The sequence below is a fragment of the Arthrobacter sp. BC5 genome (genome assembly GCF_056680255.1).
On record NZ_CM155273.1, the window covers coordinates 1,847,806 to 1,862,863 of the forward strand.

General features: G+C 69.3%; 14 protein-coding genes. 3 read left to right on the top strand and 11 right to left on the bottom strand.

The features are described from left to right. Window positions 1-10: 10 nt before the first annotated feature. Together AC1MFI_RS08540 and AC1MFI_RS08545 are read right to left on the bottom strand one after the other, a co-directional pair. A complete protein-coding gene (locus tag AC1MFI_RS08540; protein WP_479820832.1) occupies window positions 11-331 on the bottom strand; it encodes an ArsR/SmtB family transcription factor in 321 nt (106 codons plus the stop codon). Between the two features lie 2 nt (window positions 332-333). Beyond that, window positions 334-1,251: a cation diffusion facilitator family transporter gene (locus tag AC1MFI_RS08545; RefSeq protein WP_479820739.1), complete on the bottom strand. Its 918-nt coding sequence runs from the start codon at window positions 1,249-1,251 to the stop codon at window positions 334-336. 132 nt (window positions 1,252-1,383) lie between these two features. Here AC1MFI_RS08545 and AC1MFI_RS08550 point away from each other — a divergent pair, with 132 nt between their 5' ends. Next, window positions 1,384-2,130, top strand: a complete 747-nt coding sequence (locus AC1MFI_RS08550; RefSeq protein WP_479820740.1) for a GAF and ANTAR domain-containing protein — start codon at window positions 1,384-1,386, stop codon at window positions 2,128-2,130. 13 nt (window positions 2,131-2,143) lie between these two features. On the opposite strand, the gene AC1MFI_RS08555 is transcribed toward AC1MFI_RS08550, so the two are convergent. The 3 genes from AC1MFI_RS08555 to AC1MFI_RS08565 all read right to left on the bottom strand — a co-directional run bounded on the left by AC1MFI_RS08555 (window position 2,144) and on the right by AC1MFI_RS08565 (window position 6,503). Continuing rightward, complete coding sequence (locus AC1MFI_RS08555; RefSeq protein ID WP_479820741.1) at window positions 2,144-3,928, bottom strand: N-acetylglutaminylglutamine amidotransferase; 1,785 nt, start codon at window positions 3,926-3,928, stop codon at window positions 2,144-2,146. 66 nt (window positions 3,929-3,994) lie between these two features. After that, window positions 3,995-5,437, bottom strand: a complete 1,443-nt coding sequence (locus AC1MFI_RS08560; RefSeq protein WP_479820742.1) for a DUF2254 family protein — start codon at window positions 5,435-5,437, stop codon at window positions 3,995-3,997. A 91-nt stretch (window positions 5,438-5,528) separates the two neighbouring features. After that, a complete protein-coding gene (locus AC1MFI_RS08565; RefSeq protein ID WP_479820743.1) occupies window positions 5,529-6,503 on the bottom strand; it encodes an aldo/keto reductase in 975 nt (324 codons plus the stop codon). A 129-nt stretch (window positions 6,504-6,632) separates the two neighbouring features. Here AC1MFI_RS08565 and AC1MFI_RS08570 point away from each other — a divergent pair, with 129 nt between their 5' ends. Together AC1MFI_RS08570 and AC1MFI_RS08575 are read left to right on the top strand one after the other, a co-directional pair. Beyond that, window positions 6,633-7,307: a TetR/AcrR family transcriptional regulator gene (locus AC1MFI_RS08570; protein ID WP_479820744.1), complete on the top strand. Its 675-nt coding sequence runs from the start codon at window positions 6,633-6,635 to the stop codon at window positions 7,305-7,307. Window positions 7,308-7,367: 60 nt separating this feature from the next. Then, window positions 7,368-9,917: an MMPL family transporter gene (locus AC1MFI_RS08575; RefSeq protein WP_479820745.1), complete on the top strand. Its 2,550-nt coding sequence runs from the start codon at window positions 7,368-7,370 to the stop codon at window positions 9,915-9,917. Between the two features lie 181 nt (window positions 9,918-10,098). Here the strand turns inward: AC1MFI_RS08575 and AC1MFI_RS08580 are convergent, their stop codons facing one another. The 6 genes from AC1MFI_RS08580 to AC1MFI_RS08605 form a co-directional block, all read right to left on the bottom strand. Next, window positions 10,099-10,488, bottom strand: a complete 390-nt coding sequence (locus AC1MFI_RS08580; RefSeq protein WP_479820746.1) for a DUF7793 family protein — start codon at window positions 10,486-10,488, stop codon at window positions 10,099-10,101. A gap of 131 nt (window positions 10,489-10,619) precedes the next feature. Beyond that, a complete protein-coding gene (locus tag AC1MFI_RS08585; RefSeq protein ID WP_479820747.1) occupies window positions 10,620-11,258 on the bottom strand; it encodes a YitT family protein in 639 nt (212 codons plus the stop codon). Between the two features lie 108 nt (window positions 11,259-11,366). Continuing rightward, complete coding sequence (locus AC1MFI_RS08590; protein ID WP_479820748.1) at window positions 11,367-11,753, bottom strand: DUF7793 family protein; 387 nt, start codon at window positions 11,751-11,753, stop codon at window positions 11,367-11,369. An 81-nt stretch (window positions 11,754-11,834) separates the two neighbouring features. After that, window positions 11,835-12,845 (bottom strand): adenosine deaminase, encoded by a 1,011-nt coding sequence (locus AC1MFI_RS08595; protein ID WP_479820749.1) that lies wholly within the window; start codon window positions 12,843-12,845, stop codon window positions 11,835-11,837. A gap of 61 nt (window positions 12,846-12,906) precedes the next feature. After that, window positions 12,907-13,446, bottom strand: coding sequence for an N-acetyltransferase family protein (locus tag AC1MFI_RS08600; protein WP_479820750.1), 540 nt, complete (start codon window positions 13,444-13,446; stop codon window positions 12,907-12,909). 113 nt (window positions 13,447-13,559) lie between these two features. After that, on the bottom strand, window positions 13,560-15,047 hold the full coding sequence (locus AC1MFI_RS08605) for a catalase (protein WP_479820751.1): 1,488 nt from the start codon (window positions 15,045-15,047) through the stop codon (window positions 13,560-13,562). Window positions 15,048-15,058 lie beyond the last annotated feature (11 nt).

Genomic DNA, 15,058 nt, shown 5'->3' on the forward strand with positions numbered 1-15,058 from the left:
GCCTTGCCCCTCAGCAGGTGGGCCCGTGGTCCCGGTGCTCCGGGTCCACGGCGAGGACGATCCCGAGAAGATCGGTGAGGGCGTGGCCGAGCTTCGGGCCCACGAGCTCGTAGCGCGAGCGCCTGCCCTCCGGGACGGACACCACCAGGCCGCACCCCCGGAGGCACGCGAGGTGGTTGGAGAGGCTCTGGCGGCTGACCCCGAGCGCATCGGCCAGCTCACTGGGGTAGGCCGGCTCGTCGCGGAGCGCCACCAGGATGCGCACGCGCGTGGGATCGGACAGGGCGGTCCCGACGCGCTCCAGTACCGAGGTCGAGGTCAGGGTCCCCAGCATCAGTGCGCCAGCTCCGTCTCGTGCGGCACATGGCCCAGCGGCTCGATCTGGAAGGTGCAGTGGTCGATACTGACGTCGAAATGCTGCCCGACGCATTCCTGGAGCTGATCGAGCACGGCGTGGGCGGATCCGTCGCGGTAGCAGGCATCCTCGACGACGATGTGCGCCGTGAGGACGGGCAGGCCGGTGGCTATCTGGGTGATGTGGAGATCATGGACGTCCCGGACCTGGGGCAGCCGGGCGATGTGGGCACGCACCTCCTCGAGGTCGATGCCGGCCGGTGTGGATTCCAGCAGCACGTCGATGGTCTCCCGCAGCAGCTTCAGGGTCCGCGGGATGATCAGGGCGCCGATGAGCAGGGCCACGATGGCGTCCGCCCGCATCCAGCCGGTCAGCGTGATGACGACGGCAGCGGCGATGACGGCCACCGAGCCCAGCGCGTCGTTGAGCACCTCGAGGAACGCGGCCCGCAGGTTGAAGGTAGCGCTGCGGTGCCGGGCGAGGAGTGCCAGGGCGGCGAGGTTGCCGGCGAGGCCCACGGCGCCGAACACGATCATCTCCGGCGCGGCGACGTCCTCGGGTGTGATCAGGCGTCGGACGCCCTCGACCAGCACGTAGGCGCCGACCGCGAGCAGGAACGCCGCCTGCAGCAGTGCGGCGATGACCTCGGCCCGCCGGAACCCCCATGACCGCTGCGGAGTCGCCGGCCGGACCGAGAGCGTGGCAGCCCCGAGGGCCATCGCCAGCCCCGCTGCGTCCGTCAGCACGTGCACGGAGTCGAAGAGCAGTGCGAGGCTGCCGGTCCACAGTGCCCCGACGATCTGGAGCGCGAAGACGCCCAGCGTGATCATGAGCGCACCGGCGAGCGGCCCGCGAGCGGCCGCTGTCGTCGGTGTGTGGTGGTGGTGCGAACCCATGCTTCGATAGTACAGCGCTCCGTGAATCGCGGGGGCCGGGACAGGGATCGCTGGTACCGTTGTGGTCTGCGGCCACCGACCGCGCCGCTCGTCCGCTCCGAGCAGGGTGCCGAGCGTGGCAGGAGGGCTCACATGGCTACGGATGACACGCAGGACATGGGTGGCGAAGGCTGGAGTGCCCCGCGGGACGACGTCGCCGGCAAGCTGAGCGACCTCGCGCGTACCCTCCAGCGGGAGAACTCCGAGGATGCGGTGCTCGAGCAGCTCGTACGCGCTGCGGTCACCCTCGTGCCCGGTGCGGACGAAGGATCCATCACGCTGGTGCGCGGGCGTCGCCGCGTCGAGTCCCGTGCACCGTCGGGGGATCTCGCACGGACCCTCGACCAGTTGCAGGAGCGGACCGGCGAAGGACCGTGCATGAGCGCCGCCTACGAGGAGCAGACGGTCAATGTGCCGGACCTGCGCACCGAGGAACGCTGGCCCGCGTTCTCGGCGGAAGCGGCAGGGGCCGGAGCCGGCAGCATGCTCTCCTTCCAGCTGTTCGTGCAGGGTGACAATCTCGGCGCGCTGAACCTTGTGGGGCGCACCCCGCACGCCTTCACCGAGGAGTCCGACTACGTGGGCAGGCTCGTCGCGTCACACGCCGCCGTGGCCTTCGCGGACGCCCAGAAGCTGCACCAGTTCAAGGACGCCATTGCTACGCGGGACATGATCGGGCAGGCCAAGGGCATCCTGATGGAGAGGTACGGCATCACTGCCGGCCAGGCGTTCATCATGCTGGTCCAGGTGTCCTCCCAGACCAACGTCAAGCTCCTCGCCGTCGCCGACGAGCTGACGAGAACGGGAAGCCTCCCCACGCGTCCCACGCGACGGGTTTGAGGCTCCGCCGCCGTCATCCCGTAATGCCGTGCCGCTGCAGCCAGAGTTCGAGGACGCCCAGCTGCCACAGCATGTTGTTGCCGCCCGGGCTGTAGTGGCTGTTCGGTTCGTCGAGCAGGCGGTCGACATAGTCCGCGTGGAAGAGCCCGCGGTCCTTCGCCTCGGGAGCCCTGAGGGCCTCCCGCACCGTCGTGAGGAGCGGCTCCACGAGGTACTTGACCGGCGGCACCGGGAAGTACCCCTTGGGCCGGTCGATCACCTCGGCGGGGATGACCTTCCGCGCCACGTCCTTGAGGATTCCCTTCCCGCCCTGCGTCGCCTTCAGCTCCGGCGGGCACTGCGCGGCCAGGCTCACGAGGTCCTGGTCGAGGAAGGGCACCCGCGCTTCCAGGCCCCACGCCATGGTCATGCTGTCCACGCGCTTCACGGGATCGTCCACCAGCAGCAGGTGCGTGTCCAGCCGGAGGACGGCGTCGAGCGCCGTGTCCGCGCCGGGAGTGTCGAGGTGGGCCGCCAGCAGTTCGCGGCTCACATCCGCGGGAACGAACCACTCCGGCTGCACGACGTCGGAGATCTCCTCGTGCGTGCGGTCGAGGAACGCTCCCCGGAACGCGTCCAGGGCGGCACCACGTACGGCTGAGCCGGCGGGCTGATGGTAGGCGTAGCCGGCGAAGACCTCGTCGGCGCCCTGGCCGGACTGCACCACCTTGATGTGCTCCGAGACGGTCTTGGACAGGAGATAGAAGCCCGTCACGTCCTGGGTGCCCATGGGCTCGGTCATCGCTCCGATGGTGTCCTCGATGGCGGGCACCAGCTCACTGCTGTCGATGTGGATCCTGTGGTGCGTGGTCCCGTACTTCTGCGCGATGAGGTCCGAGTAGCGGAACTCGTCACCTTCCTCGCCGCCCGCGCCGTCGAACCCGATGCTGAAGGTGCTGAGTCCCTCCTGCCCCAGTTCGGCGAGCAGGGCGACGATCAGGCTCGAGTCGACACCGCCCGAGAGCAGCACGCCGACCGGTACGTCCGAGACGAGGCGCCGGCGGACGGCCGTGGTCAGGGAGGCGTGCAGCGCGTCCTGCCAGTCACCCGCGCTCCATCCGGCCTTGGCCGGATCGCGGACGTAGTCGGGTCTCCAGTAGACGCGGTCGCGCTGGCTGCCGTCGGCCTCGATGACCCGGACGGTGGCCGGCGGGAGCTTGCGCACCCCGCGCAGGATGGTGCGCGGGGCGGGGATGATCGAGTGCCAGCTGAGGTAGTGGTGGAGGCCCACCTCGTCGATCGAGGTGTCGATGCCGCCACCGGCCACCAGGGCGGGAAGGGTGGAGGCGAAGCGCAGGCGCCCGGGCAGTTCGGCGATGTAGAGGGGCTTGATGCCGAGCCGGTCCCGGGCCATGACGACGCGCTGCCGGCGCTCGTCCACGATGGCGACGGCGAACATGCCCACCAGATGGTCCACGAAGTCCTCGCCCCAGCGCTCGTACGCACGGAGGATGACCTCGGTGTCGCTGGTCGAGGTGAAGACCCGGTCGCCGCCGAGCTCGGCCCTGAGCTCCGGATAGTTGTAGATGCACCCGTTGAACACGATGGAGAGGCCGGACGCGGCGTCGTGCATCGGCTGGGCACCCGCGTCCGAGAGGTCGATGACGGTGAGGCGCCGGTGCCCCAGTGCCACCCAGCCGTTGGTCCAGCTGCCGTGCCCGTCGGGTCCGCGTGCCTCCATTGCGGCGGTCATGCGTGCCACGGGTTCCTGTTCGGCACGGGCACCCCGAAAGGCTACCTCCCCGGCGATTCCACACATATCGTCTCCTCCTTCTGGTTCTGGGCTCCGCCTCGCTGCCGAGCCCCTGATGCGTCCGCCCGTCGCCTACCTTCCGGGGTGAGCGGCCTCGGGTTCGTCCGACGGCTTCGGCATCATCTGCACCGTCGCCCGTGTCATGAGGTTCCGGACGAGCCGGACGCGTTCGGTGTCGTGTCCGTGCCGGTGCATGACCTTCTCGAGTTCGGCGAGGGCGTCCCGGAGCGGCGGGATCTCCGCCTGCTGGATCACCGCGGGCAGCGCTGAATCCAGGGCGTCGTCGAAGGCTGCCCGGTCGCTGTCCTGCAGCCTGGGCAGCAGGCGGGCGAAGGAGTGCAGGATCTTCGCCGTCGTCTGGGCCTGGCGGGACTCGGAGGACCCCACCAGGAGGGTGGACAGTGCGAGGAGGCCCCGCTCGACGGCGCCGTCGGTGTAGACGACCGGGAGCTCGTCCCGCTCGGTGCTCCTGACCGAGCGGTCGCGTTCGCCGGCCATGAGCCACCGGCCCAGGAGGTCGCTGAGCGTGCGTATCGCGGTCGCCGCCGTGTGGGGGCTCTGGGAGGCGCTGGTGCCCGTCTCCCAGGCGATGTTCTCCAACTGGTCCAGGGCGTATCCGGACTCCACGTTCACGTCGCGGATGTCGTCGATACCGAAGGCGCCGATGACGTCCTCGTCATAACCGGAGTCCTCCGGATCGACGCCCACGAGCCGCACGAGGAGGTCATCGAACACCATGTACTCGCCGAGCCTGCCCTCGACGAGCACCTCGGCGTCCCTGCCCGCAGCTCTGGCGATCTTCCCGAGCTTCTCGATGTCGACGGTGACGACGAACCCGGTGTCCACGACGTGGACCTTGCGCTCGGGCCGGTCCGGGTCCGAGTGCCTGGCCATCCTGGTGCGGCCCAGCATCTTCAGTTCCACCTCGCGGGCCCGCAACGCGAGCTCATGGATGGAACGGAGCACGGATTCGGGGCGCATCTGGTCGATCGTCGAGTGGATCAGCATGAGCAGGACCACGAGGGACGCAACCACCAGGACGAGTGTGAGGGCGGCGCTGTAGAGCGGGGCGGGCTGCCGGTGTGCGAGGCCGAGGACGAGGAAGGAGAAGGCTGTCGCTCCGATGAAGAACCCGAAGTACACCTGGTTCGCGGTCCTGCGCAGGAACTGGTCGAAGACCACCGGGGTGAGTGAGCTCGCCGTCTGCTGCACCGCGAGGAGCAGCACGGAGAAGGTGATCGACGTGACCGTCAGAAGGCTCGTGGCCACGGCGGAGAGGAAGTCCATGGCGCCGCCCTCGGACACGATCGACCGGACGAAGGTGCGGAAACCGGCGTCGTCGGGAGTGAGGCGGTCCAGGAGGGATGTGCCCACGGCCAAAAGGCAGAAGGCGATGGTCACCAGCAGCGGGAGGCGCAGGAACTCCGCGACCCCGCGCTGGAACCGGTTGGCTTCGTGGAGCCGGCCGGAACTGCGGAGCGGGTCAGGGCGGACCCCTGGCGAATCAGCAAGCATGCTTACGGTCTATCACGGGGCCACCAGCGCCCAGGCAGGAAGTTTGCGGTTGCGAACCGTCCGGTGGCGCTGGCTCCTGCTGGCTGTCCTGCTAGCGGTTCACGCCGGACATGTCCCCGTAGCGGTCCCCCACGGGGGCGGCGACGGCGTCGAGCTGCGCAAGATGGTCCTCCGAGAGGGTCAGGTCGTCCGCTGCGACATTCTCCTCCAGGTAGCGCACCTGCTTGGTGCCCGGGATGGGCGCGATGTCGCTTCCCTGCGCCAGGAGCCAGGCGAGGGCGACCTGGCCCGGGGTCGCGCCGAGCTGCTGGGCGACGGCGTCGACCTGTTCGACGATCCGGATGTTGGCCTGCAGGTTATCCCCGGCGAATCGGGGATTGTTGCGGCGGAAGTCGGACTCGTCGAGATGATCGACGGAGCGGATGGTTCCCGTCAGGAAGCCGCGGCCGAGCGGCGAGTAGGGGACGAAGCCGATCCCGAGCTCCCTCAGGAGCGGAAGGATCTCGTGTTCCGGATCCCTGCTCCACAGTGAGTACTCGGTCTGCAGGGCCGTCACGGGGTGGACGGCGTGTGCCCGGCGGATCGTCCCGGGTGCGGCTTCCGACAGCCCGATGTGCCGGATCTTCCCCTCCTGCACCAGCTCGGCCAGGGCCCCCATGGTGTCCTCGACGGGTACGGACGGGTCCATGCGGTGCTGGTAGTACAGGTCGATGTAGTCCGTCCCGAGGCGCTTCAGTGAACCCTCGACCGAGAGGCGTACGTTCTCCGGGCTGCCGTCCACACCCATCGTGTCCCCCGCCGTGTGGCGGATGGTGCCGAACTTCGTGGCGAGCACGACGTCCTCGCGCCTGTCCCTGAGCGCGCGGCCCACGAGTTCCTCGTTGGTGTAGGGGCCGTACATCTCCGCGGTGTCGAAGAACGTGACGCCGAGGTCGAGGGCGCGCTGGATCGTCTTCGTGGAACCGGTGTCGTTCTTTCCGCTGCCGGTGTAGAACGCCGACATGCCCATGCAGCCGAGCCCGAGCCGGGAGACGTCGAGGCCGGAGCCGAGGGTGATGGTCTTCATTGAGGGGCCGCCTTGTGGGGAGGGAATGGTGCCGGGGCCAGAGTACGCCGGGAGGGGCGACGGGGGAGTGGATATTTCCCGCCGGGTGCCTGATTGCACAGAGTGCAATTTCTCGCCTACGCTGGGACCGTGCCGAGTACAACCGACAGCGCGGAGCCCCTGGGCCGCCGTGAGCAGAACAAGATCGACACGCGCCGTGCGATCGCCGACGCCGCTTTCGAGCTCGCCCTGTCCGAGGGGCCGGGCTCCTTCACGGTCGACCAGATCGCCGCGCGGGCGGGTGTGTCCCGCCGCACCTTCTTCAACTACTTCCACAGCGCCGACGACGCCCTGACCGTCCGTACGGACGGATTCCTCGAGGTGGCTCTCGAGGTCTTCGGACGGCTGCCGCAGGACGAGCCTCTGTTCGACTCCATCGTCCAGGCCTTCATCGAGACCACGCGGATGGAAGGACTCTCGCAGCACGGCGAGCTCTTCCGCATGGCGGACAGGGACCCGGACCTCCTGCGCGCCCAGCTGCACGCCTGGGAGCGGGCCGAGGCCCGCATCGTCGAGGGCATGCGCCGTCGCCTCGGGTCCGCCGCATCGGACCTCTACCTCACCTCCCTCGTGGGATCGGTGCTCTCCTGCACCAAGGCCGCCATGCGTGATTGGGCAGCCCACACCCCCGACACCGCCGACGACTCGGGCCAGCAGCTCGAGGCGCGCATCCTCGCGTCGCTGACCATGCTGCGCGACGGATTCACCGATCCCACGGTGGATCCTGCCACTGCCGCCGCAGCCGTCCCGCTGCACGGCTCCTGACTCCTGCCTTCTCCGCTCCTCCCGTTCCGCTGTCCGCTCCTTCTCCGCTAGGACCACTCCATGGCATTTCTGCTCTATCGTCTCGGCTCGTTCGCGTTCCGGAGGCGGTGGTGGGTCATCTCGGCCTGGCTCGCGATCATGCTCGCGGTCGGTGGCGCTGCGGTCGCGTTCTCCGGCACGCTGACGAACAACTTCACCATCCCCGGCACCGAGTCGCAGCGCATCTCGGACCGCCTGAGGGAGGAACTGCCCGAGGCGGTGGGCGGCACCGGCACCGTGGTCTTCAGCACGGCCGACGGCGCGCCCTTCTCCGCCGAGCAGCGTGAGGACGTGCAGGAAGCCCTCGCCGCGGTCGCAGGGCTCGACGGCGTGCGTGGCGTCGTCGACCCGTTCGACGTCGCGGACCAGGTGGCCTCCGGTGCCCGGGAGATCGAGTCCGGGCGCGCGCAGCTGGATGCCAGCGAGCAGCAACTGAGCGCCGGGGAGCAGCAGCTCGAGCAGGGGCAGGCCCAGCTCGACCAGCAGCGTGCCCAGTTCGACCAGGCCCGCGCGCAGCTGCCACCGGCGCAGGCTGCCGCGACGGCCCAGCAGCTCGCGCAGGGCCAGGCCCAGCTCGACGCCAGCAGGGCCCAGCTCGAGTCGGGCCGTGAGGAATTCGAATCCGGCAGGACCGAGCTCGACCTCGCGCAGCGCCAGCTCGAGGCGAATTCGGGGGTCCGGCTCCTGTCCGAGGACGGCACCACCGCCGTTGCGAGCGTGCAGTTCGAGCAGCAGATCAACGGTGTCTCACCGGAGCTGCGCGAGGCCGTGCAGGAGCAGGCCGCCGAGGCCGAATCGGCAGGGGTGACAGTGGAGTACAGCAAGGAGATCGTCGAGGACGTCTCCGGCATCGTCGGCGCCACCGAGGCCATCGGCCTGGCCGTAGCCGCCGTCGTGCTCATCCTCATGCTCGGCACGCTGATCGCCGCCGGGCTGCCGCTCCTCATGGCCATCGTGGGCGTCGGGGTGGGCGTGGGCATCACCTTCGCGCTCTCCGGCCTGGTCGAGATGAACAGCATCTCCCCGGTCCTCGCCCTGATGCTGGGCCTCGCGGTCGGCATCGACTACTCGCTGTTCATCGTCAACCGGCACCGGACGCAGCTGCTGCACGGCATGGAGATGCAGGAGTCCATCGCGCGCGCCACGGGCACCGCCGGCAACGCCGTCCTCTTCGCGGGTATCACGGTGGTCGTGGCCCTCGCCGCACTGGCAGTCCCGGGGCTGCCGTTCCTCACCGTCATGGGCCTCTCCGCGGCCGGCACGGTCGCGGTGTCGGTCCTGGTGGCACTCACGCTCACACCGGCTCTGCTCGCCCTGATCGGGCGGCGCGTCGTCTCCCGGCGGCGCTGGGCGAAGGCCCACGGCCACAAGCACTCCGCCGCCGCCTCCATCGACACCGGCGACGGCGCGTCGCGTGCCGACGAGCGCGCCGCGCAGGGGGCGGGCTGGGGCGGCCTCGCCACCCGCAAGCCCGTCCTGACGGTCATCGCAGGCGTCGTCCTGCTCGGCGTGATCGCGATTCCCGCGGCGCAGCTGCGCGTCGGGCTGCCCGACGGCGGTACCGAGCCCGCCGATTCGACCGCGTTCAAGGCCTACACCACCATCGGGGACAGGTTCGGTGCAGGCACCAACGGTCCGCTGATCGTGGTCGGTTCCATGCCCGAGACGGCCGACGAGGCGGAACTCACCGCCCTGCGGCTGGACGTCAACGACCTCCTGAGCGAGGTTCCCGACGTCGCAGCCTCAGTACCCGCGGCGGTGAGCGAGGACGGCCGAACGGCCATCTTCCAGGTGATCCCCGAGGAGGGACCTGCCAGCGAGACCACGGAGAACCTCGTCCGCGACCTGCGCGCCGCGACCGACGAGTTCGAGGAGCAGACCGGCGTCCCGATCGCGGTGACCGGCCAGACCGCGGCGAACATCGACGTGTCCGCCAAGCTCATGGAGGCGCTGCCCCTGTACCTCGGCATCGTGGTGGGGCTGTCGCTGATCCTGCTGCTGCTGGTCTTCCGCTCGATCCTCGTGCCCATCATCGCGACGGCGGGCTTCCTGCTCTCGCTGCTGGCCAGTTTCGGTGCGACCGTGGCCATCTACCAGTGGGGCTGGCTGGCTGACTTCTTCGGCGTCACGAATCCCGGGCCCATCCTGAGTTTCCTCCCGATCATCCTGATCGGCGTGCTGTTCGGCCTCGCGATGGATTACCAGATGTTCCTCGTCTCCGGCATGCGCGAGGCCTATGTGCACGGGGACGATCCGAAGGCGGCCGTCCGCATCGGCTTCAGCCATGGGGCGCGCGTGGTCACGGCGGCCGCGATCATCATGGTCTCCGTGTTCGCGGGCTTCGTGTTCTCGCACCTGGCCATGGTGCGGCCCATCGGGTTCGGGCTCGCCTTCGGGGTACTGCTGGATGCCTTCGTGGTCCGCATGACGCTGGTCCCGGCGGCCATGTACCTGCTCGGCAAGCGCGCCTGGTGGATCCCGGCCTGGCTGGAGCGGATCCTGCCGGACGTCGACGTCGAGGGGGCCAAGCTCCTCCGCGAGGAGAAGGAGAAGGAGCCTGTTCCGGTGTAGCCCCCTTCGCCGCGTCCGGTTCAGGGCCGGAGGAGGTTCGCGCGGCGGAAGTGGTGGCTGTCGCAGGGTGGCACGGTGTCGGCCGGAGCGCGGCCGTCGGCGCCCTGTGCATCGTTCATCTCCCCACGCTACGCCCGACCTGCGGCGCGGACGCCGACCGACCGAGCGGGACTGCCGCTCCTCAGTTCCGCGGAGCGGCCGGGCCGAGAGTGGGCTGGAGCCCGAGCCAGGCCCGCGCCGAGGCCCCGTTCTGGAAGTAGCCCACGGGGTACGGGGGCCGGTAGACCTCCAGGTACAGCTCGATCAGGGCCTGATCGAGGACGGACGGTGCCACGAGCGCGACGGCGGACAACGGCGCGCGCCTGGCGAAGAAGGCCAGCGAATCCTGGCTGAGCGACTCCATGCCGTTGAGGAACATGAGGAGATGGACACGGAGCCCTGGCTGTGCGCTGCGGAGTTGCGCGGTCAGCTGTTCGCCGTCGGAATCACGGAGGACGATCCGCGGCTCCCAGCGCACGGCGACCAGCCCGTTCTCCACCTGCACTGAAAATCTGTCCTGCGGTGCCCCCATGGCCGCCCCCATCCCTGTCCGCAGTCTAATGGCCGCACCGTCCCGCCCCTAGCCGTTCCAACCGAGTGGGCCGTGGTCGTGGAACCTGGCAGGAGCGTGATCGACGACCCATACTGCCCCTCGGTGGCGCGTCACGTGCCGAGGTAGCGACCGGGTCGGTGGTTGAGGGCCAGGACCAGGTTGAGCAGCACGGCGCCGATGGCCGACAGCAGCACACTCGCGGGGCCGACGACCGTGAAGGCGGCGAGCACGACGGTCGTGTCGAGTGCCATCTGCACGTACCCTGCCCGCCAGCCGAGGCGTTCCTGCAGGATGAGTGCGAGGATGTTGAAGCCGCCGAGGCTCGCCTTGTGCCGGAAGAGGATCAGGAGCCCGACGCCTGCCAGCAGGTTCCCGCCGAGGGCAGCGTAGAGCGGGTCGAGGGTCAGGCCGCCGAGGGCCAGCGGGTGGAGGTAGGACAGGCCCGAGACCAGCGCGACGGCGAGCATGGTGCGCAGCGTGAAATCCCAGCCCTTCTTCCAGACCGCCAGTGCGAAGAACGGGATGTTCACGGTGAAGAACAGGACGCTGAACGGTATCCCGCCCGCATAGCTCAGGAGCAGCGCGAGACCGGCGGTACCGCCGGTGACAGCGCCGCTCGCCTTGAGCAGGAACAGGCCGAGGGACACGGTGAACGTACCCGTGACGATGCCGAGGACGTCCTCCAGTGCCGAGTGCCGGACCACGGGGTCCGCTGTGTCGGAGTCCGGTCTCGCCGTTGTCGTATCCATGGCGGCAAGCTATCACCGGCTGGATGCACGGGCACCACGGAAAGGCGCGGTTGTGAAGGAAAGCACATCCGGAAGCGCGGTGGGCCGGCTCGGGCGGGTCAGGTCAGGTCAGGTGAGGGACGGCGACGGCACGGGTTCCGGAGCCGGCTCCTCCTGCCGGATGGAGGAGAGCCATGTCCGGGCCTCGGCGGTCCGCGGGAAGTACCGGGTGCGGCTGCGGGACTGGGTGATGAAGGCCGCGAGGACCCGATCCACGGGATCGTTGCCGGTCAGGGCGATGGGAGCGAGGTGCCGGTACGCGACGAGCATCTGGCGCGCGGAGGGGGTGATGTGCCGCACGAGGTCGAGGCGTACGAGTATCGGCGTGCGGTGCCAGTGGGGAAAGTGGGTGATCGTGTTCGCGAGGACGTCGAGGTGGGCAGGGCCGATCACGATGCCGGGGCGCCAGGTCACCTCGAGGACGCCCGTGTCATGGTCGATCGTGAAGTCATCCACGCTGATGCCTCTCCCGTCCCGTCCCGCACCTGTACCCGATCGCTCAGGAGTCCCGACAGCAGTCTCCCACTGCCGGGGCCCTTACCGGGTACCGGGCGCGTGCAGCGCGGTCCGCCACGCCTCCACCTCGCCCAGTAGGACGGCGCGGCGCCCCTCGTCGAGGAATGCCGAGCGGAAGGAGTTGGCGGCGAGTGTCGCGAGGTCGTCCGTTCCCAGCCCGAACGCCTCCTGGAGAGCGGCCACGTTGTCGTCCACGTAGCCGCCGAAGTACGCGGGATCATCCGAGTTGACGGAGACGTTCAGCCCGCGGGCGAGCATCTCCGGCAGTGGGTGGTCCCCGATGGTGTCCACGGCGCGGAGCCTGACGTTCGAAAGCGGGCAGACGGTCAGCGGGACGCGATCCGCGACGAGGCGCTCGACGAGTGCCTCGTCCTCGAGGCACCGGATACCGTGGTCCAGTCGGTCCACGCGCAGGATGTCGAGTGCCTCCCAGACGTACGCGGGAGGACCTTCCTCTCCCGCGTGCGCGATGCACTTCAGCCCGGCAGCCCGCGCGGCGTCGTACACCTCGGCGAAGAGCGACGGCGGGTAGCCCACCTCCGCCGAATCCAGCCCGATGCCGACGATCGGAGCCTTCATCGCGATGAGGTCCCGCAGGACCCCGAGTGCCTCCGAGGCGGGACGGTCGCGCAGGAAAGCGGCGACGAGGGCGGTGCTGATGCCGACGTCGGTCTCGCTCGTCGCGAGCGCTGCGGCCACACCGCCGACACACGTCTCCAGGGCCACACCGCGGGCGAGGTGCGCCTGCGGATCCATCATGATCTCCGCGTGGCGCACGCCCGCTGCCGCGGCGCGCCGCAGGTAGGCCCGGGTCATGTCGGCGAAATCGTCCGCGGTGCGCAGCACGTCCATGTTCGCGTAGTACAGGTCCAGGAAGGACTGCAGGTCCGTGAAGTCGTACCGCGCGGCTAGGTCCGCCGCATCGGCGTATGGTAGCCGGAGGCCGTTGCGGGCGGCGAGGGCGAAGATGAGGTCCGGCTCGAGGGTGCCCTCGATGTGCAGGTGCAGTTCGGCGCAGGGCAGTGGGAGCATCGCCCCAGCCTAGGAGGGAACGCCCCATGCCTGCCACACCGGCGCCCGGGGCGGACCGGCGTCAGGCCGGCACTGCGGGGTGTCCCACGTCGATGCCGCCGAGAGGCGAGAGATCCTTCTGAAGCCACTTGGTGTCGTGCCAGCGGCCGTCCTTGAACCCGACGTTGCGGTACACGCCGACCGGCTCGAAGCCGAAGGCCCGGTGCAGCCCTTCGCTCGCCTCGTTCGGCAGGGTCATCCCGGCGAGCGCCGTGCGGAACCCTCGGGCGGCCAGGGCTGGAAGCAGCACATCGTAGAGGGCCCTGCCGCCGCCGGACCGTCGTCGGCCCTCCTGCAGGTAGACGCTCACCTCACAGGTCCACTGATAGCCCGCCCGGGCGCGGTGGTCACCTGCATACGCGTAGCCGACGACGGCGCCCTCGTCCACGAGGACGAGCCAGGCGTGGGTGGCCAGGGCGTCCGAGATGCGGTCCGCCATTTCGGCCGCCCCCGGTGGCTTCGTCTCGAAGGACGCGACGGTGTGCAGGACATGGTACGCGTAGATGGCAGCGCAGGCGGCGGCATCGTGGACGGTCGCCTGGCGGACGGTAGGGGAGCGCATGAGTGCATTGTGCCAACATCCGGGGGCCGGCGGCAGGGCACAGTGGGCAGAGAGACGGCAGTGCGGACCCGCCCGGGTCCGCACTGCCGTCTCATCGAGTGCCGGAGCCGGCCCTAGTAGAGCGCCGCTTCCGACTCCGTGGCCGGCGTGACGCCGTGCCCGAGGTTGGCGGCGAGCTTAGCGCCGAGTTCGGCGTCCACGTTGGCCCAGTACTGGACGGCCCGTGCGCGGATCTCGTCGCTCTTCACGCCACCGACGGCACCGGTGATCGTCTCGAGGAAGCGCGCACGCTGCGCGTCGTCGAACACGTCGCGGTAGAGCGTGCCGGCCTGGCCGAAATCGTCGTCCTCCGCGTGCAGCGAGTGCGCCGCGTAGACGAGGTCGCCGTCGTTCTCCCAGCCGCCGTGCGCACCGTACTGCGCGGGATCGGCAGCCGGTCCGCCCACCGAGTTCGGTGCGTACACCGGCGTCGAGGCCGAGTTGAAGTAGTAGCGCGCAGCGCCGTCCTTCGAGTAGTTGCGCACCTCGTTCTTCGGCATGTTGACCGGCAGCTGGGCATGATTGGTGCCCACCCGGTAGCGGTGTGCGTCCGCGTAGGAGAAGATGCGGGCCTGGAGCATCCGGTCCGGGCTGGCGGCGATGCCCGGTACGAAGTTCGACGGCGCGAACGTGGCCTGCTCGATCTGCGCGAAGTAGTTCTCCGGGTTGCGGTTCAGCGTGAGCTTGCCCACCGGGATCAGGGGGTAGTCGCCCTGGGGCCACACCTTGGTGAGGTCGAACGGGTTGAAGCGGTACGTCTTCGCGTCGTCGTACGGCATGATCTGGACCTTGAGGTCCCAGCTCGGGTGGTTGCCCCTGGCGATGTTCTCCGAGAGGTCGCGCAGGTGGTGGTCGGCGTCAGAGCCGGCCAGCGCCTCGGCCTCGTCGACCGTGAGCACCTCGTGGCCCTGGTTGGACTTGAAGTGGTACTTGACCCAGAACTTCTCGTTGGACTCGTTGATCCACATGTAGGTGTGCGAGCCGTAGCCGTTCATCGTGCGCCACGAGTTCGGCAGGCCACGGTCGCCCATCAGCCAGGTCACCTGGTGCGCGGACTCGGGGCTGAGGGTCCAGAAGTCCCACTGCATGTCGGCGTCGCGCAGGTTGGTGCCCGGAAGGCGCTTCTGCGAGTGGATGAAGTCGGGGAACTTGATGCCGTCGCGGATGAAGAACACGGGGGTGTTGTTGCCCACGAGGTCGTAGTTGCCCTCTGAGGTGTAGAACTTCAGGGCGAAGCCGCGCGGGTCGCGCCAGGTGTCGGGCGAACCCTGCTCGCCGGCCACGGAGGAGAAGCGGAGGAGGGTCTCCGTCGTCGCGCCCTTCTGGAACAGCGCTGCCCGGGTGTACATGCTGACGTCCTCGGTGGTCTCGAAGACACCGAAGGCTCCGCCGCCCTTGGCGTGGACCACGCGCTCGGGGACGCGCTCGCGGTTGAACTGGGCCAGCTTCTCGACGAGGTAGTGGTCGGTCAGCGGGATGGCGCCGTCGCGGCCGAGGACGGACGAGTTGCTGTCGTCGATGACGGGGGCGCCGGACTGCGTGGTGCTGAAGTTCGCGGACATAGTGCTCCTAT

What these genes read in the sequence shown, in the direction of transcription:
- AC1MFI_RS08560 (WP_479820742.1), bottom strand. Translation starts at nt 5,437, where the DNA reads ATGCTTGCTGATTCGCCAGGGGTCCGCCCTGACCCGCTCCGCAGTTCC.
- AC1MFI_RS08600 (WP_479820750.1), bottom strand. Translation starts at nt 13,446, where the DNA reads ATGCGCTCCCCTACCGTCCGCCAGGCGACCGTCCACGATGCCGCCGCC.
- AC1MFI_RS08595 (WP_479820749.1), bottom strand. Translation starts at nt 12,845, where the DNA reads ATGCTCCCACTGCCCTGCGCCGAACTGCACCTGCACATCGAGGGCACC.
- AC1MFI_RS08575 (WP_479820745.1), top strand. Translation starts at nt 7,368, where the DNA reads ATGGCATTTCTGCTCTATCGTCTCGGCTCGTTCGCGTTCCGGAGGCGG.
- AC1MFI_RS08585 (WP_479820747.1), bottom strand. Translation starts at nt 11,258, where the DNA reads ATGGATACGACAACGGCGAGACCGGACTCCGACACAGCGGACCCCGTG.
- AC1MFI_RS08605 (WP_479820751.1), bottom strand. Translation starts at nt 15,047, where the DNA reads ATGTCCGCGAACTTCAGCACCACGCAGTCCGGCGCCCCCGTCATCGAC.
- AC1MFI_RS08580 (WP_479820746.1), bottom strand. Translation starts at nt 10,488, where the DNA reads ATGGGGGCACCGCAGGACAGATTTTCAGTGCAGGTGGAGAACGGGCTG.
- AC1MFI_RS08565 (WP_479820743.1), bottom strand. Translation starts at nt 6,503, where the DNA reads ATGAAGACCATCACCCTCGGCTCCGGCCTCGACGTCTCCCGGCTCGGG.
- AC1MFI_RS08555 (WP_479820741.1), bottom strand. Translation starts at nt 3,928, where the DNA reads ATGTGTGGAATCGCCGGGGAGGTAGCCTTTCGGGGTGCCCGTGCCGAA.
- AC1MFI_RS08545 (WP_479820739.1), bottom strand. Translation starts at nt 1,251, where the DNA reads ATGGGTTCGCACCACCACCACACACCGACGACAGCGGCCGCTCGCGGG.
- AC1MFI_RS08550 (WP_479820740.1), top strand. Translation starts at nt 1,384, where the DNA reads ATGGCTACGGATGACACGCAGGACATGGGTGGCGAAGGCTGGAGTGCC.